21 protein-coding genes and 1 pseudogene are annotated in these 23363 nt (G+C 60.1%); 11 read left to right on the top strand and 11 right to left on the bottom strand.

What is annotated here, in order from left to right:
* The first annotated feature begins 59 nt into the window (after nucleotides 1-59).
* The 3 genes from ACTJLB_RS00110 (at nucleotide 60) to rsmA (ending at nucleotide 3339) form a co-directional block, all read left to right on the top strand.
* Nucleotides 60-1424: a peptidylprolyl isomerase gene (locus ACTJLB_RS00110; RefSeq protein WP_020069649.1), complete on the top strand. Its 1365-nt coding sequence runs from the start codon at nucleotides 60-62 to the stop codon at nucleotides 1422-1424.
* Nucleotides 1425-1429: 5 nt separating this feature from the next.
* Nucleotides 1430-2440, top strand: coding sequence for a 4-hydroxythreonine-4-phosphate dehydrogenase PdxA (pdxA, locus tag ACTJLB_RS00105; protein ID WP_408161733.1), 1011 nt, complete (start codon nucleotides 1430-1432; stop codon nucleotides 2438-2440).
* Between the two features lie 68 nt (nucleotides 2441-2508).
* Entirely contained in the window at nucleotides 2509-3339 is an 831-nt protein-coding gene (gene rsmA, locus ACTJLB_RS00100) for a 16S rRNA (adenine(1518)-N(6)/adenine(1519)-N(6))-dimethyltransferase RsmA (RefSeq protein WP_440782082.1), read from the top strand.
* A gap of 116 nt (nucleotides 3340-3455) precedes the next feature.
* Here rsmA and ACTJLB_RS00095 read toward each other — a convergent pair whose 3' ends face one another.
* A complete protein-coding gene (locus ACTJLB_RS00095; protein ID WP_440782081.1) occupies nucleotides 3456-4382 on the bottom strand; it encodes a DMT family transporter in 927 nt (308 codons plus the stop codon).
* Between the two features lie 368 nt (nucleotides 4383-4750).
* Here ACTJLB_RS00095 and ACTJLB_RS00090 point away from each other — a divergent pair, with 368 nt between their 5' ends.
* The 3 genes from ACTJLB_RS00090 to ACTJLB_RS00080 all read left to right on the top strand — a co-directional run bounded on the left by ACTJLB_RS00090 (nucleotide 4751) and on the right by ACTJLB_RS00080 (nucleotide 6811).
* Nucleotides 4751-5863 carry a porin gene (locus ACTJLB_RS00090; RefSeq protein WP_204522783.1) on the top strand — a complete coding sequence of 371 codons (1113 nt, stop codon included), beginning with the start codon at nucleotides 4751-4753 and terminating at the stop codon, nucleotides 5861-5863.
* Nucleotides 5864-5985: 122 nt separating this feature from the next.
* Nucleotides 5986-6372, top strand: a complete 387-nt coding sequence (gene gloA / locus ACTJLB_RS00085) for a lactoylglutathione lyase (protein ID WP_020069654.1) — start codon at nucleotides 5986-5988, stop codon at nucleotides 6370-6372.
* Nucleotides 6373-6412: 40 nt separating this feature from the next.
* Entirely contained in the window at nucleotides 6413-6811 is a 399-nt protein-coding gene (locus tag ACTJLB_RS00080) for a DUF4440 domain-containing protein (RefSeq protein ID WP_088173131.1), read from the top strand.
* Between the two features lie 76 nt (nucleotides 6812-6887).
* Here the strand turns inward: ACTJLB_RS00080 and ACTJLB_RS00075 are convergent, their stop codons facing one another.
* The 7 genes and pseudogenes from ACTJLB_RS00075 to ACTJLB_RS00045 form a co-directional block, all read right to left on the bottom strand.
* Nucleotides 6888-7775, bottom strand: coding sequence for a M48 family metallopeptidase (locus tag ACTJLB_RS00075; protein WP_204522784.1), 888 nt, complete (start codon nucleotides 7773-7775; stop codon nucleotides 6888-6890).
* Between the two features lie 44 nt (nucleotides 7776-7819).
* Entirely contained in the window at nucleotides 7820-8578 is a 759-nt protein-coding gene (locus tag ACTJLB_RS00070; RefSeq protein ID WP_087750857.1) for a lysophospholipid acyltransferase family protein, read from the bottom strand.
* 40 nt (nucleotides 8579-8618) lie between these two features.
* On the bottom strand, nucleotides 8619-9173 hold the full coding sequence (gene gmhB, locus ACTJLB_RS00065) for a D-glycero-beta-D-manno-heptose 1,7-bisphosphate 7-phosphatase (RefSeq protein ID WP_027777871.1): 555 nt from the start codon (nucleotides 9171-9173) through the stop codon (nucleotides 8619-8621).
* 10 nt (nucleotides 9174-9183) lie between these two features.
* Complete coding sequence (gene glyS / locus ACTJLB_RS00060; protein ID WP_408127404.1) at nucleotides 9184-11286, bottom strand: glycine--tRNA ligase subunit beta; 2103 nt, start codon at nucleotides 11284-11286, stop codon at nucleotides 9184-9186.
* A 15-nt stretch (nucleotides 11287-11301) separates the two neighbouring features.
* Nucleotides 11302-12309, bottom strand: a complete 1008-nt coding sequence (glyQ, locus tag ACTJLB_RS00055; protein ID WP_084690169.1) for a glycine--tRNA ligase subunit alpha — start codon at nucleotides 12307-12309, stop codon at nucleotides 11302-11304.
* A gap of 146 nt (nucleotides 12310-12455) precedes the next feature.
* Nucleotides 12456-13457: pseudogene (locus ACTJLB_RS00050) on the bottom strand (FMN-binding glutamate synthase family protein); the annotation flags it as partial.
* Between the two features lie 132 nt (nucleotides 13458-13589).
* Nucleotides 13590-13847 carry a helix-turn-helix domain-containing protein gene (locus ACTJLB_RS00045; protein ID WP_084465179.1) on the bottom strand — a complete coding sequence of 86 codons (258 nt, stop codon included), beginning with the start codon at nucleotides 13845-13847 and terminating at the stop codon, nucleotides 13590-13592.
* Nucleotides 13848-15198: 1351 nt separating this feature from the next.
* Here ACTJLB_RS00045 and ACTJLB_RS00040 point away from each other — a divergent pair.
* Genes ACTJLB_RS00040 through ACTJLB_RS00025 form a run of 4 tightly spaced genes read left to right on the top strand, consistent with a single transcriptional unit; the run spans nucleotide 15199 to nucleotide 19885 of the window.
* Nucleotides 15199-16752 carry a hypothetical protein gene (locus tag ACTJLB_RS00040; RefSeq protein WP_440782080.1) on the top strand — a complete coding sequence of 518 codons (1554 nt, stop codon included), beginning with the start codon at nucleotides 15199-15201 and terminating at the stop codon, nucleotides 16750-16752.
* A gap of 10 nt (nucleotides 16753-16762) precedes the next feature.
* Nucleotides 16763-18838 carry a hypothetical protein gene (locus ACTJLB_RS00035; protein WP_440782079.1) on the top strand — a complete coding sequence of 692 codons (2076 nt, stop codon included), beginning with the start codon at nucleotides 16763-16765 and terminating at the stop codon, nucleotides 18836-18838.
* Nucleotides 18831-19379 (top strand): hypothetical protein, encoded by a 549-nt coding sequence (locus ACTJLB_RS00030; protein ID WP_440782078.1) that lies wholly within the window; start codon nucleotides 18831-18833, stop codon nucleotides 19377-19379. Before ACTJLB_RS00035 ends, ACTJLB_RS00030 begins: the two co-directional genes overlap by 8 nt.
* Nucleotides 19376-19885, top strand: a complete 510-nt coding sequence (locus tag ACTJLB_RS00025) for a hypothetical protein (RefSeq protein WP_440782077.1) — start codon at nucleotides 19376-19378, stop codon at nucleotides 19883-19885. Before ACTJLB_RS00030 ends, ACTJLB_RS00025 begins: the two co-directional genes overlap by 4 nt.
* Before the next feature lie 52 nt (nucleotides 19886-19937).
* Here the strand turns inward: ACTJLB_RS00025 and istB are convergent, their stop codons facing one another.
* On the bottom strand, nucleotides 19938-20756 hold the full coding sequence (istB, locus tag ACTJLB_RS00020; RefSeq protein WP_440782076.1) for an IS21-like element helper ATPase IstB: 819 nt from the start codon (nucleotides 20754-20756) through the stop codon (nucleotides 19938-19940).
* The gene (gene istA / locus ACTJLB_RS00015; RefSeq protein WP_440782075.1) at nucleotides 20753-21799 is read right to left on the bottom strand and encodes an IS21 family transposase; all 1047 of its coding nucleotides are present in this window, start codon (nucleotides 21797-21799) and stop codon (nucleotides 20753-20755) included. The genes istB and istA overlap by 4 nt, the downstream gene beginning before the upstream one ends.
* A gap of 81 nt (nucleotides 21800-21880) precedes the next feature.
* On the opposite strand from istA, the gene ACTJLB_RS00010 reads away from it, so the two are divergent.
* Nucleotides 21881-22606, top strand: coding sequence for a tyrosine-type recombinase/integrase (locus tag ACTJLB_RS00010; protein ID WP_440782074.1), 726 nt, complete (start codon nucleotides 21881-21883; stop codon nucleotides 22604-22606).
* A 643-nt stretch (nucleotides 22607-23249) separates the two neighbouring features.
* Here ACTJLB_RS00010 and ACTJLB_RS00005 read toward each other — a convergent pair.
* The coding region (locus ACTJLB_RS00005) for an integrase core domain-containing protein (RefSeq protein WP_440782493.1) at nucleotides 23250-23363 on the bottom strand (114 nt) is incomplete at its 5' end.

Genomic DNA, 23363 nt, shown 5'->3' with positions numbered 1-23363 from the left:
CGGTCGTTCATCGAATGCGAAAAGACGGGCCAGGCGTGCCCGACATCATTGGAGTATCTGTGGCAATCATGAAAAAGCTTCGCTTGGCAACGCTCGCGGCAGGTCTTGCCGCCGCGGCGTCTTTCCTGTCGGTTGCGCCGGTACAGGCGCAGGCGCTGGGCGGCAACCGCGGCGGCCAGACCGTCGACACGATCGCCGCAGTGGTCAACAACGGTGTCATCACACGGCGCGAGCTCGAAGAGCGCGTGGGCCTGATTACCCGGCGTCTGAGCCAGCAGAACGCCCCGATTCCGCCGGCCGATCAGTTGCGTCAGCAGGTGCTCAACCAGATGGTGCTGGAGCGCATCCAGTTGCAGAAGGCGAAAGAAGACGGCATCAATATCGACGACGCAGCGGTGCAGAAAACGCTCGAGCGGCTCGCACAGGCGAACAACCTGTCGCTCGACGTGTACCGCTCGCGGATCGAGGCGCAAGGCGTGCCTTGGGCCACGTTCACGAGCGACGCGCGCACCGAGCTCACGCTTTCGCGTCTGCGTGAAAAGGAAGTGGACAGCAAGGTCACGGTGTCAGACGCTGAAGTCGCGAACTACATCGCCAGTCAGCGCGGCCCCAATGCCGGCGCGACGAGCGATCTGCACATGCAGCATATCCTGCTGAAGGCGCCGCTGAACGCGCCGCAAACGGATATCGAAGCGGCCCAGAAGAAGGCCGAGGCATTGCTCGCCGAAGCCAAGGGCGGCGCCAACTTCGAGAAGCTCGCGAAATCGAATTCGCAGGCGCCGGACGCATCGAAGGGCGGCGACATGGGTTTCGCCGCGCCGTCAAAGCTGCCGCCGGAATTCGTGAAGGCCGCGTCGGCATTGCGTCCGGGGCAGGTCAATCCGGAAGTGATCCGCACCAACGACGGCTTTGAAGTCGTGCGCCTCGTCGACCGTCGCAGCGGTCAGGGCACGAGTTCGGACGCGCCGAAGCTCGTGCAAACGCACGTGCGGCACATCCTGCTGCGCGTGGGCGACGGCATGTCCGAGCCGCAAGCGCGCCAGAAGCTGCTCGAAATCAAGAAGGAAATCGCTGCGGGCGGCGACTTCGCGAAGTTCGCTCACACGTATTCGCAAGACGGTTCTTCGTCGCAAGGCGGCGACTTGGGCTGGATCAGCCCCGGCGAGACTGTGCCCGAATTCGAACGCGCGATGAACACGTTGCAGGACGGACAGATCAGCGACCCGGTGCGCAGCGAATACGGCTATCACCTGATTCAGGTGCTGGAACGCCGCGAGTCTGAAGGCTCCATCGCACAGCAAATGGATCTCGCGCGCCAGGCCATCGGTCAGCGCAAGGCGGAGCAGGCTTACGCCGACTGGCTGCGCGAACTGCGCGACACCGCATACGTCGAAGTCAAGCCCGACCTGTCTCGCGTTCAATAAACCTCATGAATTCCGCCGCCCCGTCAGCCAGCTTGCCGTTGCAGATCGCGATCACGACGGGCGAACCCGCCGGCGTCGGTCCCGAGCTGACCGCGCAGGCGCTTGCGGGCGCGGCGGCACACTGGCCCGGCGCGCGGTTCACCGTGCTGGGCGATGCGGCTCTTGTCGCCGAACGGGCGCGCTCAGTCGGCGTAGATTGGCCGGCGCTCGTGGCCGACGCGTCGCACATTCAGGTGCAGCATCGGCCGCTCGGCGCGCCGGCTGTGGCGGGCAAGCTCAACGCGGCCAATGGACGCTACGTGCTGGATCTGCTGGATAGCGCGATCGACGGCGCAATGGCCGGCACATTCGACGCGATCGTTACCGCGCCGCTGCAAAAGAGCACCATCAACGACGCAGGCGTGCCGTTCACCGGCCACACCGAGTATCTCGCCGAGCGCACGCGCACGCCGCGCGTGGTGATGATGCTGGCGGGCACCGGCGAGCGTCCGCTGCGAGTTGCGCTCGCCACCACGCATCTGCCGCTGAAGGACGTTTCGTCCGCGCTTTCGGTGGAGGGCATCGTCGAAACGCTGCGTATTATCGATCACGATTTGCGGCATCATTTTGGGTTGCCCGCGCCGCGCATTCTCGTCACGGGTTTGAACCCGCATGCCGGCGAGAACGGTTATCTTGGTCGCGAGGAAATCGACGTGATCTCGCCGGCGCTCAAGCTCGCGAACGGTGAAGGTATCGACGCGCGCGGTCCGTATCCGGCGGACACGCTGTTTCAGCCGCGTTATCTGGACCAGGCCGACTGCGTGCTCGCGATGTTCCACGATCAGGGCTTGCCGGTGCTCAAATACGCGACGTTCGGCGAAGGCATTAACGTCACGCTGGGCTTGCCGATCATCCGCACGTCGGTCGATCACGGTACTGCGCTCGATCTCGCCGGCACGGGCCGCGCCGATGCGGGCAGCCTGATCGCCGCCATCGACACGGCCGTTCTCATGGCGCAACATCGCCGCGCGGGCTGATTCAACGTCGCATCGGCGCCTCGCGCGTAATCATTTCCAGGCAGTTTTCTTTCTTTAGCGTTTCTTCGATGTCCACCAGCAGACAGCAGCAGGGCCGGCACCAAGGCCATATCGCGCGCAAGCGTTTCGGGCAGAACTTTCTGGTCGACATGGGCGTGATCGATTCGATCGTCGACGTGATCGGGCCGCAGCGCGGCCAGCGCATGGTCGAAATCGGGCCGGGGCTCGGCGCATTGACCGAACCGTTGATCGAGCGTCTCGCGACGCCCGAGTCGCCCTTGCACGCGGTCGAACTGGACCGCGATCTGATCGGGCGTCTGAAGAACAAGTTCGGCGAGCTGCTCCAGCTGCACGCCGGCGACGCACTCGCGTTCGACTTCGGCTCGCTCGCCGCGCCGGGCGACGAGCCGTCGCTACGCATTGTCGGCAACTTGCCGTACAACATTTCGAGCCCGCTGCTGTTTCATCTCACTGCGTTTGCGCACCGTGTGATCGACCAGCACTTCATGCTGCAGAACGAAGTGGTCGAGCGGATGGTGGCCGAGCCAGGCACCAAGGCCTTCAGCCGTCTCTCGGTGATGCTGCAGTACCGCTACGTCATCGACAAGCAGCTGGACGTGCCGCCCGAGGCATTCCAGCCGCCGCCCAAAGTCGATTCGGCAATTGTGCGAATGATCCCGTATGCGCCGCACGAACTCACGCCCGTGGACCAGCGCGTACTCGGCGAAGTGGTGACGGCGGCTTTCTCCCAGCGTCGCAAGATGTTGCGCAATACGTTGGCTGCGTTGCGCGATACCGTCGATTTCGACGCCATTGGCTTCGACCTCCAGCGCCGCGCCGAAGACGTGCCGGTGGCCGAATACGTGCGCGTCGCGCAGATCGTGGCGGGTAAGCGTTAATCGGTGGGCGTGGGGGTTAGAGCGCTGGGGTTTCGTGGGGTGAAGCGTCGGTAGGAGTTCCGAGCCGTTAAGCCGGGAGTTCAGGCGCAATGGTTACGGACGAAAGCTTGAGCCGCTCACCGCTTGCCCGGCGCATTGACCAGCGCGATGCCGGTCAGCACAAGTGCTGCGGCCATCAGAAACCGCAAGCTGAATGACTCGCCGAGCAGCAGCACTCCGAAGGTGACCCCGAACATCGGTGTGAGAAACGAGAACACCGACAGGCGCGAGGCGACATAGCGCGTGAGCAGCCAGAACCACACCAGATAGCTGACGAACGCGACCACCACCGCCTGATATGCGAGGCTCGCGATCGCCAACGGCGTAACCGTGTCCACGTGTGCCTCGCCGAACGCAAGCGCCAGCGCGAGCAGCACCACGGCGGATACCGCCAGTTGATAGAAGAGCGTCTTGCTTGCGCTGGAGTGCGCAAGCCGCGTCGCACGCACCACCACGGTCGTCGCCGCCCAGGCAATGCCTGCGAGCACGCCGAGTGCGTCGCCGGCTACAGCGGCCAGCGACGCGCTGCGCGCCGTTGCGCCATGCAGGAAGCCATCCGCGAAAGCCAGCGCGATGCCGGCAAAAGCCACGAAAATGCCGAGCCATTGAGTGCGCCGCATCCGCTCGCCATCGACGAACCAGTGCAAGCCCAACGCCGTAAAGCAGGGTGCGGTGTAGAGAAAAACCGCCATGCGCGACGCGCTCGTGAGTGTGAGTCCGAGGAAGATGCACACGAACTCGGCAGCGAACAGGACGCCCGCCAGCAGACCAGCGCTCAGCGTGCCGTCGTCGCGGAAAAGCGGCGTGCCACGCGAGCGCGCCCAGGCCCAGACCAGCAGCGTGGCGATCGCCGAACGCAAGCCCGCCTGGAAAAACGGTGGCAACGCGGCGTTGGCGCTTTTGATCGCCACTTGCTGGAATCCCCAGATCGCGCACAAGCCGACCATCAGCAGGATGGCGAAGCCATCGGGGGCGCGGCGCGTGGGAAGGGCAGTGGTGCTCATGGCGTTGTGGTGACGAAAAGGGCAGGACGGGGTTGTCCGGCGCAGCGCGTACGATACCAAACCCGCCCGCGCGTCCATTCGATGACCCCACCGCCTACGCGTGCTTCCGACAAGTCGCAAGTCATTTGCGAATTCCGGGAGGCGTGCGCAACTCCCGCGCAACACCTCGCGCAACATCTATTTCTTACCATCCTGATTTCGCGCTAAGGTTCGACGACATGTTCTGTCGGTACTTTCGTACGCGCTGCGTCGCGGAATCGGGCTTCAGCAGCTTCAGTCGCTTCAGTAAGAAGCCGGCCACCGGGCGATGCGTCGCGTGAGCAGACAAACTCCATCCGCGCAAAGCGGAGCCTGTACGAGGAAACGGCATGAAGACCCTCAGCAGAGGCGCGGCGGTCGTGGCGTTGGTATCGTTCGGTTGTCCAGTTGCCCAAGCTCAATCGAGCGTGACGCTTTACGGCGTGGTCGACGAGAGCGTGCGCTACCTGACGCATGCCAACAAAGCGGGCGACTCTTCTCTCGGGCTGGGCACGGGCGGCATGACGCAAAGCCGCTGGGGGCTGAAAGGCGTCGAAGACCTTGGCGGCGGGTGGTCCACCTTCTTCAAACTCGAAAATCGCCTGTACATCAACAGTGGACAGAGCGATCCGACCTTGCCGTTCTTCAACGAAGCGCAGGTCGGTGTGCGCTCCACTTCCTACGGGCAGGTCATTTTGGGCCGTCAGTACAACGTGATGATCGAAGGCATCACGGTAGGCGGTTACGGCAGCAATCCGTGGATTCCTTACGACTTCAGCTTCCAGCCCGAGGTGACGATGACGGGCGGCATCTGGACCAGTAATCAGGTGCAGTATCAGGCAAAGTACAACGGCTTGAGCTTCGCGGCGGGCTACGCGTTCGGCGGCAACGCCGGCAATTCGTACGGTAGCCAGATCGGCGCGGCGGCCGCTTATGCGCCCCCGGGAGGACCGTTTACCGTCGGCGGCGCGTACGAGGAGTCGAAAGACTCGGTCAACGGAGCCTCGGCCAAAGCGTGGACATTCGGCGGCTCGTACACGTGGAACAAAACGCGCTTTGCGCTGGGTTACATCGTCAATCGGGCCGACGCCGGTTTCTCAACTTTCGCGAACGGACCGTTTACGGCTGCCGCGCTGACCGCGCTGAAATACACGGACTTTTCGCGACGACGCATGTTCATGGGCGGTATCACGCAGCAGGTGGGCGACGCCTGGCACCTCGCGGCCAACGTCTGGCGCACGCTGCAGGACGGCAAGACCGCGGCCAAAGACGGTTCGGCATGGCAATATCAGCTCGTCGCGGACTACAACCTGTCAAAGCGCACTGACGTGTATGTGGAAGGCGATTATTCGCTGTATCGCGGCGATCTGATCGGCGCGCAACTGCAAGGCGTGAATGGCGTCGGGCTCGCGCAGAAAGGCTCGCAAATCGGCTTGATGGCGGGGCTGCGGCATCAGTTCTGACATATCGGTGCAAGGCGGCGCGGCGCGCGCTCCACGCCGCCCGCTGCGCGCCGGCGTCCCTGCAACGACGGTCGATTCCGGGTACATTTACGGTCTCGACATCAAGCAACAGGGAGTACACGATGCGCCTGCTTCACACCATGCTCCGGGTCGGCGACCTGGACCGTTCGATCGCGTTCTACACCGAACTGCTCGGCATGAAGTTACTGCGCCGCGAAGATTATCCGGACGGCAAATTCACGCTGGCGTTCGTCGGCTACACGGACGAGCGCGACGGCACTGTCATCGAACTGACGCACAACTGGGACACGCCGGCCTATGACCTCGGCAACGGCTTCGGGCATCTCGCCGTCGAGGTGGAAGACGCCTATGCAGCATGCGACAAAATCAAGGCGCAAGGCGGCACGGTTGTGCGCGAAGCGGGGCCGATGAAACACGGCACCACCGTGATCGCATTCGTCACCGATCCGGACGGCTACAAGATCGAGTTCATCCAGAAGAAAAAATAAGCGCCGGCGCCTGCGAGCCGGGGTCTCATTCGCTCACGTCATGAACAACAACAATCCCTACTTCAACGAACTTGATGCGATCCACGTCGAAATCGAGGCCTTGTTCGACGGTTCCGCGGACGACCTCGCGCTCGAACGGATCATGGCGCGCTTCGCGCCGCAGTTCACGTTGATCATGCCGTCCGGCGCCGCGCTCGATCGCGCCGCGCTGCGCGAGACGTTCGCGAGGCTGCGCGGGGCGCGGCCAGGCTCGCAGATCGACATTCGCGACAGGGAGATCGTCGTCGAATATCCGACTGGCGCGGTCGTGAAATATCGCGAGTATCAGCGGGACAATGCGGGCAATGCGAACGTGCGGCGCTCAACCGCAGTGATGGACGTCGACGCGCAAGGCAAGGTGACGTGGCGTCATCTGCATGAGACGTTTTGCACGGAGTAGGTCGCGCGGCGTTGATCACTGTCCACACCGCGTCGGCCTCTCACGGCACTGCGGCAAGCGGGACAAAACGCCGGCTCTAGAGCGTCGGCAGCAGTTCCGGCGGATGCGACTTCAGCGTCTGCCGCGCTTCGCGGAATTCCGGAAAAATCGATTCAACCGTTTGCCAGAAGCGCGGGCTGTGATTCATTTCCCGCAGATGCGCCAACTCATGCGCGACGACGTAATCGATGATGGAAAGCGGAAAGTGAATCAGCCGCCAGTTCAGGCGAATCTTGCCGTCACTCGAACAACTACCCCAACGCGTGGCCGCTGAAGAGAGCGCATACGCGCGATAGTTGACGCCCAGCTTCTCCGCGTAAATAGCGAGGCGCTCGCCGAACACACGCTTCGCTTCGGTCTGCAACCAGCCTTGCACGCGGTCCTTGATCTGCTGCGGGTCCGCTTGCAGAGGCAGCGGCACTTGCAGGGCGGAGTCGGTCGCGCTAAATGCGAGCGTGCCTTGCGGCGAGCCGAGCGTTACGCGCACCGGCTGCCCGAGATAGGGCACCTCGGCGCCGTCTTTCCAGTCGACCTTCGGCAACGCGCGCTGTTCGACGCGCGTTTGCCATTCGATCAGCTTCGTGAAAATCCAGCGCTGTTTTTCGGTGATCGCGGTTTCGATATCGGCGAGCGTGACCCAACGCGGCGCAGTGATCGTTAGACCGGTGCTGTCGATTGCGAAGCCGATCGAGCGGCGCGCCGAACGCTTGAGCGCGTAATGCAGCGTGCGCGACCCGATGACGAGACTGCGCAGCTTGCTGCCGTCTGGTGCAAGGGGCACCGCGGGCTGCTGACCCTGAGGCGTTGCCGAAGGCGCGGACGGTGATGGGGACGACGAAGTCGACCCCGGCTCTGCGAAGAGCGGGAGATCGAGTTGCCGGTTATCGAGCGCCGCAGCGGGCTGCGGCGTAGGAGACTTCTGCATCGGATTCGGCTTCGCGCAAGTACGCCTTCGAGGGCGTGGGCGCGTCAGATAGGTGCGGCGGCGGAACTGCTTCCCGCCGCGCGATACGCAGTAGGATCGATGCGACGCATTTCAGCTTCGATCCACTGTTCGACGCGCGTGTTCACTTCGTCGGGCGTGAGCCCCGTGGTCTCGATCGGCTTGCCGATCGACACTGTGACTATACCCGCATATTTGATAAACGAGTTGCGAGGCCACACGCGTCCGGCGTTGTGCGCGATCGGCACGACCGGCGCGCCCGTTGCAATCGCAAAACGCGCACCGCCGGTTTTGTACTTGCCCTGCTTGCCAGTCGGCGTGCGTGTGCCTTCCGGAAACATGATCACCCAGGCGCCTTCCGCCATGCGCGCCTTGCCTTGCCTGATCACCGATTCGAACGCGTACTTGCCTTCTTTACGGTCGATATGAACCATCTTCAGGAGGCCGAGCGCCCAGCCGAAAAACGGCACATACAGCAACTCGCGCTTGAACACGTAGCACAGCGGTCGAGGCATCAAGGCGGGAAACGCCAGCGTTTCCCATGCCGATTGATGCTTCGACAACAACACCGCCGGACCGTTGGGCAGGTTCTCCATGCCCTCGATCTTGTAGCGGATACCGTTGAGCCAGCGCACCGCGTTGAGCGTTGCGCGGCACCAGCCGGCGGCCATCCAGTAGCGGCTATCGGCGCGCATGAACGGGAACGCAATGAAGCACGCGGTCGCGTACGGCACCGTGAACACGATGAAGTAAATCAGCAGCAGCAAAGAACGAATGAAGCGCATCGGCGTGGTCAGTAAGGGGTGGGGACTCGCGTGGTACGCATCACTCTTGAGCGTCGGCGAGGAAGTCGAGCGCGAACGCTCGCAGGTCGTCGTGGACGACGGTGCCATCCGGCAGGCCGCCCGCCGTGAGCGTCTTGCGGCCTTTGCCCGTGAGCACCAGATGAACCGGGTGGCCGAGCGCCGCGCCCGCTTGCAGGTCGCGCATCGCGTCGCCGACCACCGGCGTGTTTTCCGGGTCGACCTCGAAACGCTCGTTGATCATCTTCAGCATGCCGGGCTTCGGCTTGCGACATTCGCAGTGGTCCTCCGCCGTGTGCGGGCAGAAGAACACCGCGTCGATGCGCCCGCCTACGGACGCCGCCATGCGATGCATCTTGAGGTGCATTGCGTTGAGTGCGTTCATGTCGAAGAGCCCCCGGCCGATGCCCGACTGGTTCGTTGCGACCGCCACGCGATAGCCCGCCTGGCTGAGACGCGCAATCGCTTCGAGCGAACCCGGCAACGCGACCCACTCGTCCGGCGACTTGATGAACGCGTCGGAATCGGCGTTGATCACGCCGTCGCGGTCGAGGATCACCACTTTTTTGGTCGGCATGGCGTGCGGCTCAGGCGGCGAGTCGGGAAATGTCGGCGACGCAATTCATCTGCTGATGCAGCGCGCCGAGCAACGCCAGACGATTCGCGCGCAGCGCCGGATCTTCAGCGTTGACCATTACGTCGTTGAAGAACGTGTCGACCGGTTCGCGCAACGCGGCAAGCGCGGTAAGCGCGCCCGTGTAATCGCGTGCGGCGAGTTGCGACTGCACACGCGGCGCTACCTGCTCCAGCTGCGCATGCAAGGCCTTTTCCGCCGGCTCGAAGAGCAGCGTGACCTGCACGCCGCCGGTGGCGGTCGCGCCTTCCGACTTCTTCAGGATGTTCGAGATGCGCTTGTTGGCTGCCGCGAGCGATGCCGCTTCCGGCAATGCCGCGAACTCGCGTACTGCATCGAGGCGCGCGACGATATCGTCGAGACGCGTCGGGTTGAGCGCGAGCACCGCGTCGATTTCGCCCGGCGCGTGACCGCGTTCGCGCAACAAACCACGCAGACGATCCATGCTGAAGTCGTAGATGGCTTGCGTCGAATCTACGACGTTCGGCACTGCGGCAAATTGCGCGTAAGCGGTGCGCAGCAGTTCGACGAAGTCCACGGCCAGTTGCTTCTCGACCAGAATGCGCAGCACGCCGAGCGCGTGGCGGCGCAACGCGAACGGGTCTTTCTCGCCGGTGGGTTGCAGACCGATGCCCCAGATGCCGACCAGCGTTTCGAGCTTGTCGGCCAGCGCGACGACCGTGCCGGTTGCCGTGCCCGGCAACGCGTCGCCGGAAAAACGCGGCTGATAATGTTCCGAGCATGCGAGCGCGACTTCTTCCGGCTCGCCGTCGTGGCGGGCGTAGTAGGTGCCCATCGTGCCTTGCAACTCAGGAAACTCGCCGACCATGTCGGTGATCAGATCGGCCTTGGCCAGACGCGCGGCGCGCCTGGCGAGCGCCACGTCCGCGCCGATCAGTCCGGCGATCGCGCCGGCCAGCGCTTCGACGCGCTCCACGCGTTGCAGCGCCGAGCCGAGCTTGTTGTGATACACGACGTTCGCAAGCAAGGGCACGCGGTCGGCGAGCGGCTTCTTCTTGTCCTGCTCGAAGAAGAATTTGGCGTCGGCCAAACGCGGGCGCACCACACGCTCATTGCCTTCGACGATATCGCCAGGCGTGGACGTTTCGATGTTCGACACGATCAGGAAGCGCGAGCGCAGCTTGCCGTTCTCATCCGTCAACGCGAAGTATTTCTGGTTCGTCTGCATGGTGAGGATCAGACATTCCTGCGGCACTTGCAGGAATTCGTCCTCGAAACGGCATGCGTAGACCACCGGCCATTCGACCAGCGACGTCACTTCGTCCAGCAGCGATTCAGGCATCACGACCTGATCGCCGTCGGCGTGCGCAAGCAGATGCGTGCGGATGGTTTCCTTGCGGTCGGCGAAGTTCGGTACCACACGGCCTTTGTGCATCAGGGTGTCGGCATACGAATCCGCGTGCTGAATCTGCACGAAGCCTTCGGACAGGAAGCGATGACCCAGCGTGGTGTCGTCTGCGTCGATGCCGAGCGCACTGACCGGAACGATCTGCTCGCCATGCAGCGCGGTCAGGCGATGCGCCGGCCGCACGAACTGCACGTTCGTGCCGTCGGGGCGCTGGTAGGTCATGACCTTGGGAATGGGCAACTTGGCGAGCGTTTCGTCGAGCGCAGCCTGCAGGCCTTCTGCCAGCGTGGCGCCCGGTGCGGCGTAGCGCAGGAAGAAGGCTTCGGCCTTACCGTCCTGCGCGCGCTCCAGGTCGTTCACTGAAAAGTCGGGGAAGCCGAGCGCGGCGAGCTTTTTCGCGAGCGGCGCGGTGGGCTGACCGTCTTTATCGAGCGCGACGGAAACCGGTAAAACTTTTTCGCGCACATGCTTTTCCGGCGCAACCGTACGTACGTTTTTGATCGTGACAGCGAGGCGGCGCGGCGTCGCATAACGCTCGAATGACAGCTCGCCTTCGATCAGATCGCGCGCCGCGAGGCGCTCCGCAATACCTTCCGCGAAGGCGTCGCCGAGACGGGCAAGCGCTTTCGGCGGCAGTTCCTCGGTCAGCAGTTCGACCAGCAGGGTAGCTTGATGGGATTGAGTCATTTCTTGATGTTCTCGTCAGTCCGGGTCGATCTTGCGTTCGACTTTCAGCGGCGGCGCCCACGCGGGCATGGCGGCGTCCTGCTCGTCGGTGGTGAGGCCGGGCACGGCGTGCACCGGATTGCCGAGCATCGGGAAACCGAGCTTCTCGCGTGAATCGTAGTAGGCCTGCGCGACCAGGCGCGACAGCGCGCGAATCCGGCCGATGTAGGCTGCGCGCTCCGTGACCGAGATCGCGCCGCGTGCGTCGAGCAGATTGAATGTGTGGCCTGCCTTCAGCACGAGCTCATAGGCGGGCAGCGCGATCTGCGCTTCGATCATGCGCTTCGCTTCGGCTTCGTAGCTGTTGAAGAACGTGAACAGAAGGTCGACGTTCGCGTGCTCGAAGTTATACGTGGACTGTTCCACTTCGTTCTGGTGGTACACGTCGCCATAAGTGAGGCGGCGCGTTTCCGGGCCGTTCGGGCCTTGCTCCTCCCACTCGGTCCAGACGAGGTCGTAGACGTTCTCGACCTTTTGCAGATACATCGCGAGGCGCTCGAGACCGTACGTGATTTCGCCGAGCACCGGCTTGCAGTCAAGGCCGCCGACCTGCTGAAAATACGTGAACTGGGTCACTTCCATGCCGTTCAGCCACACTTCCCAGCCGAGTCCCCACGCGCCGAGCGTGGGATTTTCCCAGTCGTCTTCGACGAAGCGCACGTCGTTCTGCTTCAGGTCGAAGCCGAGTGCTTCCAGCGAGCCGAGATACAGATCGAGGATGTTCTCCGGCGCCGGCTTCAGCACCACCTGATACTGGTAGTAATGCTGCAGGCGGTTCGGGTTCTCGCCATAGCGGCCGTCTTTCGGGCGGCGCGACGGCTGCACGTAGGCGGCGCGCCACGGTTCCGGGCCGACCGCGCGCAGGAAAGTGTGGACGTGCGAGGTGCCCGCGCCGACTTCCATGTCGATCGGTTGGAGCAACGCGCAACCCTGCTTATCCCAATAGGATTGCAGTGTCAGAATGATTTGCTGAAACGTGAGCATGAAGTGCCTTTCGGGCATGAGGCCGCGCCGCGAGCGCGTGAGCGCGCGAGGCGGCCGTGGAGCGAAGTGCTAAACCTGCGATTTTAACGGAAAGGCGGGGGGGCGTCCGGTTTTGGGGAGGGACTGGCAGGACCAGCGGCGCTCCCTCACGCCACCGCCAACTCCGCCTTCGGCGAAAACGAATCGCTTTGTGCGACCGGCCACCACTTCTCATACAACGAGTAGCGGTATTTCCCGTTGAGCAGATCGTCCGGTTCGAGGTACTTGAGCAACTCGGACATCAACTGCACCTCATGCGACGACACTCGCCGCACGAAGTGATGCGCGCGCAACTCGGCGGGATGCTTCAACCCGGCGGCCTGAATGATTTCCTTCAGCGCATGCAGCGTGTTGTGGTGGAAGCTGAACACGCGGTCGGCCTTGTCCGGTACGACGAGCGCACGCTGGCGCACTGGGTCTTGCGTCGCGACGCCGGTCGGGCAGCGTCCCGTGTGGCAGGTTTGCGCCTGAATGCAGCCCACCGCAAACATGAAGCCGCGGGCCGCGTTGACCCAGTCCGCGCCGATCGCGAGTGTCTTCGTGATGTCGAACGCGGTGATCATCTTGCCGCTCGCGCCGATGCGAATCCGTTGCCGCAAGCCGATGCCGACCAGCGTGTTGTGCACGAGCAGCAGGCCTTCCTGCAACGGCACGCCGACGTGATCGGTGAACTCGAGCGGCGCTGCGCCCGTGCCGCCTTCCGCGCCGTCTACTACGATGAAGTCCGGCAGAATGCCCGTCTCCAGCATCGCCTTGGCAATGCCGAAAAATTCCCACGGGTGCCCGATACACAGCTTGAACCCGGTCGGCTTGCCGCCCGATAACGTGCGTAAGCGGTCGACGAATTCGAGCAGCCCGCGCGGCGTCGAAAACTCCGAGTGCGTGGCCGGCGAAATGCAGTCGCGGCCCATCGGCACGCCGCGCGTCTCCGCAATTTCAGGTGTGATTTTGGCGGCCGGCAACACGCCGCCATGACCCGGCTTCGCGCCTTGCGACAGCTTGACCTCGATCATTTTTACTTGCGGTTCGGCCGCCTGCTTCGCGAATTTTTCCGCGCTGAAGGTGCCGTCGTCGCTACGGCAGCCGAAATAGCCCGACGCGATTTCCCACGGTTCTGCGCCGTAATCTACCTATATTCGCACGTAGGAACCTCGTGGAACGGGGAGTCTTGACCATTAGGTTGCGAATAACGTTATCCGCGACTTTGCCTTCGTCGGGACCGTCAAATTGACCACCCGCGATTACACATCGGAAGGCGCCGGAAACAGGGACCTAGGATTGAAGTCAGGGTTCAGCAGATGCCAAGCAGCGATGCCGAGCCCGCTGGCAACTTTCTCTAGGCTATCTAGGGTGATGTTCCGCTCACCACGTTCCAGTCCCCCTATATAGGTGCGGTGCAGAGAAGCTCGGTCTGCCAATTCGTCCTGCTGCAAATTTAGATATGCCCGGGCAAGCCGGACATTTGTGGCAACAAGCGAGCGCAGCGAGGGAACTGACATGACCTAAACCGGTAAAACCAGGAAATTCAAGCGATAAATTCTGCCGTTTCGCATATCGACGCACGGCTCTATCACTCGACGAGCGAAGTGCCGCAATGCGCTCTCGCTTGGTGGTGCATAAATGTAGCACTCTCGCTTGGCTGGCGCATAAATGTAGCACTCTCGCTTGGAGATGCATAAATGCATCTGCATAAATGCGTCAGGGGTCGGAGATAAATTTACGTATCTTTTGATGACTATTCGTAGCAAATGACCTATAAATGCAAGCGTCCGGACGTATTGTGTGGGAGGGGCCACGTGCAAGCCCGAAGAACATGGCGACGAGGCAAACCGTGGGCGCTCCGCTGGTCAGCCGAGAACACGCCAGGTGTTGAGGTCGGAGACAAGGCTCGCTTCAACCTTACGTGCCTGACAACAGTTTTTCCTGTCCACTTAGCTCGGCGCATCGCGCAACCGGGAGCGATGGACTCTGCAGGTTGCTCGCCGGCGCCCGCTAGCAGTCATTTGTGCTCCCTTCACAAACTGGCCGCGGTCGCCGAGGGCAACGATACGTACCGCGCGGCGCTCGCGGGCAGAAGTAGTAAGGGGAAGATTGGGGCGCCCCGAGCTTGCACAGGCCCGAGCAGGCTGCCGCTGGCAGCCGGAGCGTTCAGCAACATTTCCGGCATGGGAAACGTTGTCCCTAGAACGCAATTTATCCGCGACTGTCTCGCTGATGCCGACGCAGCTCCGCGGTTTAGGCTGGTCGCGGAATCGAAAACACTGCTTGACATGCGCGGGCTCTCGACAGGGAGGCGGGATGCCGACGAAGCGGAGGTATAAGCGCAACTTGGCCGGTGCAGTCCCCGAGCCAATGATACGTACCCTCGAGGGAGGGCTCGTGTTCGAGGTGGTGGGCAAAGCAATGATTGACCTACGCTGCCTCACAAGTCTTTTCCCGGCGCCACTCGCACTTTGTATCGCAACAGTGCTTGCGCGCAGGTTTGCCCACTGCAGACCATCAACCATAAAAAACTACTGCTACTGCGCGAGGAAACTCGCCGCCTATGGGCAGCGCAACGACGACCATCGGAGTGCCTTAGCAAGAGGAAGCAGCGCCACACAGATTGGGTCAGCGAAAACGTGGCACGACCTCCTTCACGCGTACGCCGCGGAGCTACGATGCTCAGGGATAAGTGAGGCGCATCTTGGAACATGCATAAAACAGACGAACACTATCGCCAACTACCTCGTCGAAGCAGGTTTAGCTCCCTTGGTTTCTCTACCAGTGCAGCCCGCGGGGTGGCGGCAAAGAAGCCAACATAAGCCCGGCGTATTGGAGCGTATAGGAGGCCTTGAAGGACTCGACAAGGTGATGGAGAACATCCGGTCTTTGCTAGGCGAGCGGCAACTGGCGCTAGACTCGGACGAGCTTAAAAGCCTAACTCTCATCGGGCAGCGTCTGGCGACAGGAGTCGAACAGTCGGAAGATGCTGTCGTCGGCGCGATATCGCAAGGAACGCAAGAGCTGCTAAGCGGAATTCGCCAGGTCGCGGAGCAGAGGCTCAACCACATCATGACACGCAAGCGCGAAGCCGAAAGGCTTGTGGCCCAGTATGGAAACCCTCGCGCCACTCAGCTCTACGATGAATGGCTCAACATAAAAGGAATAGGTGGCAACACAAGCATTGAGCGGCACAAAATACTGGAGGAGCTTTTCCCATCGGGCAACCTGGATGAAGCCAACGCCAACTGGTTGGTCCTTATAAAGGAGCGGTTCGGGGGCATAGCGCCGCCTCCCACCCGACGAGGAATTCCAAAACGCTACGAGAAATGCTTCTTGCCATCGGTTGGCGGTCTGGTGGGAGCCGACGACATCACGTCAATCTCGGTTCCGGGTCTGGCGGCATGCTGCATCCTGTACATGGTGGATTCGTTAAGCAACGTATCGACCGCTCTTGAGCTAAGCGAGCAATGTATTCAACCTACGGACGACCCGCGTGTCCAACGTGTTCAGTCAATCAAGCCGAGAGCGGGATACGAAGCGATTATTACGGACTTCCAGGTGAATGACAGCAGTGTGCTGATTTCGGTGCCTCAAGCGATTCACTTCATCAAGGAGCAGACTGCCATCGTAAGAGCGAGATTGGGGCTTAGCGACGAATATCTCTTTGTTTGTGCGAAGAGAAGCAACGACGGGACGATTGCACCTTATGTATTGAACAGTGGCGCACTCCGTAACTGGCTCAATCTGATGATGGGCGGGAAGCGCAACGAAAAGCCGCTAGTCACCCCAAGCTCGATTCGTGTCTCCGGGCTGATGTACAGAACCCTGGAAAACGGTGGCGACGTTTTGATGACGCGCTTACACGCGCAGCACGCTCCGGGGACCGGAGACAGCGAACAATACGCCCGCAGCTATCCGGTAAAGTTGGTCTATATGTCGAAGGTGAGACATTTCACCAACTACCTGCAGAATAAGATTGTTTTCACTCACCTCGAGCTGAAAAACGCATTTGGACTTACCCAGACGGCAGCCATAAAAATGCTTGAGAAGGCCGAGCGTACCGGTTACGGCTTTGACTGCAAATCACCGTTCTCGAACTATCAACAGGCACCAGAGGGGAGCACGCGGTGTGGCGACGTCGGCGAACGCTGCCTCTCATGTCAAGGCGGAGTGTTCTACATCGATTTCGAGAACCTGGTGGATGTCCTATGCCTTCGTGCAGACCTGCTAAATCGGAGGGAAGACCTAGAGGCGAACGCCGCCGCAAAATGGGAGAAGGAGTACATACCTCTGCTTGCGTATGCAGAGGTCGTGATTGAGAAGGCGAAACGGAGTTCACACGCGGCAATTTTCCGCAAGGCTCAGCTCCACGTGGACGAACTGGCACGCAAGAACCTGCTTCCTAAATTCATCCTGTGAGGAGTGTCAAATGACGGCTTATCCGGAAACGTCGCTGGAAGCCACGAACGAATTCCCCTCGGTCGAGTGGCTAGAAGTGGACACCCACGAGCGAATGGTCATTCGCGAACCGAACGGTTTACGGATACCTATCCCCTTTAACAGATTGCTATCAGATGGGACCTTGCTGAGCCAGACGGTTAATTCTCGCTTCCATACCGCTATACGTCAGGTCGTATATTACTGTCGTTATGGCGTTCGCGATTGTTCGGTGACCAGTGGTCACACTCAACAGGCCATAGCTCGACAGCTTACGAGCCTCGCTAGCTGGATGGTGGGCGTGGGAATATATGACTTTGGCCAGCTAAGCATGACGCACATAACCAAATACTTAGCGGACGCAGCAAACGGATACGAGGCCCTTCTCAATGCTCCCCGCCGAGTCTTCGACTACATTAGCAGGAGAGTCGAGAGTGGCCTCGATATTAAGAACCTTTCGTTTTCTCAAGTAAGGAAAGAGGAGTTCGCTAGCAATCTGAAGTTTCCGCTAGCCGAAGCGATTTTTGAGGATATCAAATCACATTGCCGACTGCGTCCGTTCTCGGAGTATGAATTTAGGGAGCCTGCGCCCAACAAACCTGTGACCGGTACCTATGGCCCTGTCCGGTCAATCCAGTTGCTATACATACTACGCGAGTACTTGGACACGAGCCTCTCTTTTGACCCGTTTCCTGATGGCTTACCGGCCGACGCTAGGACGAATACTGAAGGCTACACACCCACCATCCCGGAGAGTGCGGCCTTGCACTTGTTGCAGAGCGCTGTCCATTGGGTCATGACAGTTGGACCTAAGTTGCTGGCCCTCTATCGCGCCCTGCGATGGAAAGGGAACATTCTGAGAGCGCCCGCGCGACAACGAAGGTTCGTGAGCTTGTTCAACGCCAAGTATGCCAATGCTATAGGATTTCATGTCGAGCGCGAAAGGACATCGGAACTAGGTCGCATGTACATCGTGCATGCGATCAAGAGGTTTTTGCCCATCGCATGTCTTATCGTGGTTGGAACCTTTAGCGCCCGGCGCCGTACGGAACTTCTGACGCTTCGCAAGGATGCCGTCAAGGGGACCAGGGAGTATGGATACTGGTTGGACACGTACATCGGTAAGACCAAGCGCAAGAACGACCTGATACCCATTCCTGAGGTGGCCGCATTGGCGCTAAAGCTGATGAACCGCTTCGGGACTCAAATCCGTGGTTCTGCCAACAAATTCGTATTCCTTGTCCACGCATACAAAGAGAAAGTGAAGATGGATAAGCGAATTGAAAGTGCCATGTTAGGGAAGCTCGACGAGAAGATAGATGCTTTTGCCAAAGTCACCGGAAATCCATACGTGCTGGGTCCCAAAGGGTGGGCGCCGTGGCATTACAGCTGTCACCAACTGAGGAAGCTATTCGCGATTCTGTACGTTTGGCGATACGACGCAGGTGACCTGAGCTCATTGAGCTATCATCTGCGACACTTCTCGCTTGAAATGACGCTGCGATATACAAAGGATAAGGAAATAATCAGATTGCTCGGCGGCGAGATGTTCCGACTGGCGGCGCGAAAGACACAGGCCATGCTTCAAGGTACTGTCCATCCGGCGGGTACATTCGGAAAGAAGCTTTTGCGGATGGTAGAGCGCCTTCGGCCCAAGATTGGGCTAGCCTCGGATGCTGACATGGAGCGTCGGTTGCTGCAGTTGATGAAAGAGACAGGAACTGCGCTGAAGGCAAATCCCTGGGGCTTCTGCGCTTGCAAGGCCGTGCCATCGAATATTCGTCGGGCGGCCTGTCAGCAGAAAGAGTGTCGCAGCGGCAAGTTAGGGAGTGATGGACGCCCGGACCATACGGGTTCTGACGAGGTGCGCTGCTCGGGTTGCCTTTTCTTCCTTACTGACGAGACCCGGCGAGCGCATTGGAAGGACGCAGAACAGAAAATTGAAGCGGGTCTGCGGAAGGAGATAAATCTGGCACCGCTTATGCGTGAACGCCTTGAGAAGCATTTAAGAAAGTTGCAGGGTTTCTCATCACAGGCGTTCGTGCAGAGAGGTCGGGAAAATGAATGAGACTCATCGACTTGGAAACGTAGCTCGCGCCGATGCTGTTGACAAAGCTCTGGAAGCGAAGAACGAAATTCTCAGACGGTACAGCGAAACAGGCGTTTCCGCTGGGGCATTCGTTCCGCGAAGCATGAAGCAGTACCGTCTCTGGGAGGATTCAGCGCTAGGGCTGATTCGTCTTGGTAGTCCGAACACTGTGAATCTGAAAGATTCAGAAATTGCCCGACGGGAGTTGATAGAAGAGGCTTCCCGTCTCGTCGCCAAACTGCGGGCGGCGAACACGAAACCACCGCAGCAAAAGCGCAAGCCACAGTCGGAGCTATATCTTCGTGACCAGAAGGAAATAAAGCGTTTAAACAAGCTGGTGCGCGGGATGGCTGCGACAATTCAACAACTCAAGAATGAGGCTGAGGCTGCAATTACGGGCCGTGACCAGATGTCCATCGATTACGCGAACCTGAAGCGCGAGATGGACAATCTCAGACGGTCAATTGGGAAATCATCCGGCCTGCGGCTCGTGGAATCCGACAATAAGGAAGTGCGATGAGTGAGGCAGCATCGCGCATCGTGCTTCTATTTTCGGACGACACTTGCTTATTGAATGGCGCTCGCTACCGCGATGTTCCTCTTTTGGTGACGGCCGCAGGCTTGCCCATCGAGCCTCCTAGCGGATGGTTTCGCCATCTTGCCAAAATGGGTAAAAGGCGAAAAGGCCTTAGGCAAACGGCTTATAACCTGCTGACGTTCTTGCGATGGCTGGAGTCGCCGACCAAAATGAACGAGAGAGGCGGGGTGGTCAAGGCGGGGGCCATATCATGGAAGCACGTTACCGACGATACGTTGCTGGAATACCGTTCGCATTGCCAAATAAAAGGTAACCAAGACAACACGGTTAACCACAAGCTTTCCGTGGTCTATCGCTTTTATTGGTGGGCGCAGGAGCATGGCTACGCTACCAATAGAATTGGCAACGGTACAACCTTAGAAGGTGAGCGGTACCCGATACAAATAAGAAGGTTTCAAGTCCGGGTGTCAACGGCACTCAGGAATTGATACAGTTTCCACCGGCATCGGCACTTCAGATTTGATACACCAGGTTGTAGTGTTATTGCGGTGCCGACCGCGTTCCATTGGCGGCGCTCTCCTTTGTTGTGGTCGATCGCTTCGTAACCAGTCCGGCGCGGCGCTTGTCGCGTAGTCGATAGCTCTCGCCCTGGATTGCTACGACGTGAGCGTGATGCAACAGCCGGTCGAGCATGGCGGCAGTGAGCGTTGCGTCATCGGCGAACGTCTGGTCCCATTGCCCGAACGGAAGGTTGCTGGTCACGATCAGACTGCCGCGCTCATACCGTTTGGCGATTACCTGGAAGAACAGGTTGGCCTGCTCACGGCTCATCGGCAGGTATCCGATCTCATCGATGATCAACAGCCGGTACGGGTTGACGAACCGTTTGAGCGCGTCTCCCAACTGATTCTGTCGATGTGCCGTGGTCAGTATCATCAGCAGGTCTGCTGCCGTGATGAAGCGCACCTTGATCCCAGCTTGCGTTGCTGCATACCCAAGTGCCATTGCAATGTGCGTTTTGCCTGTGCCACTCGGCCCGAGTAATACGACGTTCTCGTTTCGCTCCAGAAACGTCAGGCTCGCCAGTTCCTGAACCTGAGATTTAGGCACACCGCTGGCTGCTGCGAAGTCGAATCCGTCCAGGGTCTTGATCGTCGGGAAGCCTGCCAGGCGCGCAAACGTCGCGCGCTGTCTGACGAGCCGCGCTGTATGCTCGGCCTTCAATACCGATTCGAGGAACTCCGTCAGGTTCACCTCGTCGGCGATCGCCTTTTGCGCCAGGTGTGGCAGCGCGTCCGCGATGGTCGTGAGCTTCAGTTGGGCGCATAACTGCGCCACGCGTTCGTGTGCGATGTTCATGCGGCAACCCGAATCAGCTGGTCATATACGGACAGCGGGTGTTGTAGCGGAGCCAGCCAGTCGTGGAATCGCTCGCGCAGCTCCTGTCCGCCCGCCGGTGTCGTTGCTGGTAACAGCGCCGGATACGGTGGCGGCACGCTCTGCAAGGCCTTCTGCTCAATAAGCAGTTGCTCGCCTGGCTTCAACCGGGTCGTTCCATGTATCCGGACATGGGCAACTTCGCGTAGCCAACGCCAGACTTCAGTGTTGGCGGTCGTCACGTCCAGTTCGACGTTGGCCGCCTTGAACTGAGCGGCCAACGGAACGTAGAAACTGCGGCGCAAATATCCGTTCATCCGTTCGACCTTGCCTTTGGTCTTCGCGCGATAGGGCCGACAAAGCTCAGGCTGAAACCCGTAGTGCCGCGCGAAGTCCAGAAACCCTGGCTGGAAGCGGTGTTGCTTTGGACCGTACGCATCCCGCTCGATGACAACGGTCTTCATATTGTCGTAGAGCGCACGGCGCGGCACACCGCCGAACCAGTTAAAACAGTTGACGTGACACCTCAGCAAAGTATCGAGCCGCATGTCGGAAACGAATTCGACATAGGTCGCACGGCTATAGCCGAGAGTAGCCACGAACGCGAACAGATTCGCTCCTTTGCGCCTGCGGAACTCGACCCAGTCGACCTGCATCTGATCGCCCGCAGCAGTCTCGAATCGCACCAAAGGATCGGGCGCCGGTACAGGCCGTAATGTGGCAACGAACTTGCGCACGATTCTCTCGCCGCCGTCGAATCCCTGCGACTGAATCTCGCGCCACAGAACTGTCGCTGGAATCCAGTCTGGTGCCGCTGTCGCGATCCTTTCCCGTAGATAGGCTTCGAACGGTTTCAGTATCGACTCACGCGCAGTTGCCGCGGGCCGAAACTTCGGCGCGTCCTGCGCCGCCAGATACTTCCTTACTGTGTTGACCGAGCAGCCAACCTCACAAGCAATGGCACGCAGGCTCTTGCCCTGCTTGTGCAATATCCTGATCTGCATGTATCCCTCGTACGAGATCATCGCCGCTCAAAGCGGCCATTATCCCTTCGTCGAGGTGTATCAATTCCTCAGTGCCGACGGTGTATCAATTTACAGGTGCCGATGACACGGGGACGGTGGGGCATCAGCAGCGACATTTTGCTTGCTTGCCACGAGGGAGAAATACTACCGATACCGACCAACAAGGAGATTGACGACGCCTTCGTCAGGCTCGCGGGGAATCCGGACTACGGGATTCGTGTCAGGAACGTCCTGATGTTCAACTGGACACTGACAACCGGCATCCGACGCGCCGAGCTTGTACAACTCACACAACGACAACTACCCGGACTACACGCAATGCCCCGAGAAGATGGTTTGTGGGGAATTCAGGTCACGGGTAAAGGCGGGAAGGTTCGAACGGTATACGCGACCGATGACCTTGTTAGGGAGACTCGGTCATACATCGACAACGAGCGGAAGGGCGTTATCACCCAGCACTCCGCCTTATCCGGTCCCGCCGAAATCTTCTTGAGCCACAGGAGCGGCGAGCCAATTAGCGAGAGGCAGACAAACCGCATATTCAAAGATGCATTTGTCGACGCCGCCGCCAGGTTGCACACTCACCGTGTCAGGGCGAAGTTTGCTACGGACTTTGTCAACGAAAACGTCGACGCAGAAGTGGAAAGGGTGGGCATCCGGCACGTTCAGATTGAACTGGTACTTGACTCGCTCGCACAAGTCCTCGGACACGCTGACAAACGGACTCTGAGGCGGTACGTGATGAGCCGTTTGCGCTGGCATGCACTGCGCCTTGGAAAGCTCGACGGCGCCAAATCGTCAAAATAGTCTTCCACATGCGTCATTGCTGTAAGTGCTGTACCGGCCCAGCCGCGCCTGAGCGTCACGTATATAGTGGGCGCCGTTAGCCAGCGCGGGGTCAGATGTTGCGACGAGAGCATCGCGGCAGCGAAATAACGATTTCGCGAGATGCCCGCATTAAGCCCATCGCTAACGAATTCGCGTGCCGCTACCTTGACCTGCAAGAGCCTCTTGAGCTCTTGAAACTGTCTCCAAGGACCGTCTGTACACGAGCCAAACACCGCTTAGGCTGCTTCCGCCCCGCGCCCCAGCTTTACGATTCCGCGGTTTTGCGTTGGCGACAAGACATCGCTGTAAACTGGCTGTTCAGGTGCTTCCGACACAGAGAGCGAAGCTGCTGCCTTGTCATGGCGCAGATTAGCAGCAGGTCCGTACTGGCTGGCGCCTCGCGTAGCCCGGCGGCATGTCGGATTCGCGTTGCAACTCCGTGTGGCGTTTCGGCGCATCTAATGTAGCAGAAGACAAAGCGGGCAGCCTGCATTGCCTGATAGCAGTCAGGTAACGCTGACGGCTCAACCGGCACGACGCAGCAATCACCGTCGCAAGTTCTGCGGACCGGAAGTTGGGTCTCAGTGGACTTGCCCCTGCATGACCGGACATGCGGTCACGCTTAAGTTGATGAATTTGCTCGCTGGCGAAACTCGCGTGGTGAGCAGTATTTCAGGGCGCTGTGCGGATGCGATTCGTTGTAATGGTCAAACGCGATGGCCAGGTTCTGCAACGC

The sequence above is a fragment of the Paraburkholderia sp. 22098 genome, assembly GCF_052045935.1.
In the GTDB taxonomy this organism is placed as follows: domain Bacteria; phylum Pseudomonadota; class Gammaproteobacteria; order Burkholderiales; family Burkholderiaceae; genus Paraburkholderia; species Paraburkholderia caledonica.
The sequence above is the reverse complement of the archived record's forward strand: the minus strand, read 5'-3'. Positions and strand labels throughout refer to the sequence as shown.

What these genes read in the sequence shown, in the direction of transcription:
- pdxA (WP_408161733.1), top strand. Translation starts at nt 1,430, where the DNA reads ATGAATTCCGCCGCCCCGTCAGCCAGCTTGCCGTTGCAGATCGCGATC.
- rsmA (WP_440782082.1), top strand. Translation starts at nt 2,509, where the DNA reads ATGTCCACCAGCAGACAGCAGCAGGGCCGGCACCAAGGCCATATCGCG.
- ACTJLB_RS00095 (WP_440782081.1), bottom strand. Translation starts at nt 4,382, where the DNA reads ATGAGCACCACTGCCCTTCCCACGCGCCGCGCCCCCGATGGCTTCGCC.
- ACTJLB_RS00090 (WP_204522783.1), top strand. Translation starts at nt 4,751, where the DNA reads ATGAAGACCCTCAGCAGAGGCGCGGCGGTCGTGGCGTTGGTATCGTTC.
- gloA (WP_020069654.1), top strand. Translation starts at nt 5,986, where the DNA reads ATGCGCCTGCTTCACACCATGCTCCGGGTCGGCGACCTGGACCGTTCG.
- ACTJLB_RS00080 (WP_088173131.1), top strand. Translation starts at nt 6,413, where the DNA reads ATGAACAACAACAATCCCTACTTCAACGAACTTGATGCGATCCACGTC.
- ACTJLB_RS00075 (WP_204522784.1), bottom strand. Translation starts at nt 7,775, where the DNA reads ATGCAGAAGTCTCCTACGCCGCAGCCCGCTGCGGCGCTCGATAACCGG.
- ACTJLB_RS00070 (WP_087750857.1), bottom strand. Translation starts at nt 8,578, where the DNA reads ATGCGCTTCATTCGTTCTTTGCTGCTGCTGATTTACTTCATCGTGTTC.
- gmhB (WP_027777871.1), bottom strand. Translation starts at nt 9,173, where the DNA reads ATGCCGACCAAAAAAGTGGTGATCCTCGACCGCGACGGCGTGATCAAC.
- glyS (WP_408127404.1), bottom strand. Translation starts at nt 11,286, where the DNA reads ATGACTCAATCCCATCAAGCTACCCTGCTGGTCGAACTGCTGACCGAG.
- glyQ (WP_084690169.1), bottom strand. Translation starts at nt 12,309, where the DNA reads ATGCTCACGTTTCAGCAAATCATTCTGACACTGCAATCCTATTGGGAT.
- ACTJLB_RS00045 (WP_084465179.1), bottom strand. Translation starts at nt 13,847, where the DNA reads ATGTCAGTTCCCTCGCTGCGCTCGCTTGTTGCCACAAATGTCCGGCTT.
- ACTJLB_RS00035 (WP_440782079.1), top strand. Translation starts at nt 16,763, where the DNA reads ATGACGGCTTATCCGGAAACGTCGCTGGAAGCCACGAACGAATTCCCC.
- ACTJLB_RS00030 (WP_440782078.1), top strand. Translation starts at nt 18,831, where the DNA reads ATGAATGAGACTCATCGACTTGGAAACGTAGCTCGCGCCGATGCTGTT.
- ACTJLB_RS00025 (WP_440782077.1), top strand. Translation starts at nt 19,376, where the DNA reads ATGAGTGAGGCAGCATCGCGCATCGTGCTTCTATTTTCGGACGACACT.
- istB (WP_440782076.1), bottom strand. Translation starts at nt 20,756, where the DNA reads ATGAACATCGCACACGAACGCGTGGCGCAGTTATGCGCCCAACTGAAG.
- istA (WP_440782075.1), bottom strand. Translation starts at nt 21,799, where the DNA reads ATGATCTCGTACGAGGGATACATGCAGATCAGGATATTGCACAAGCAG.
- ACTJLB_RS00010 (WP_440782074.1), top strand. Translation starts at nt 21,881, where the DNA reads ATGACACGGGGACGGTGGGGCATCAGCAGCGACATTTTGCTTGCTTGC.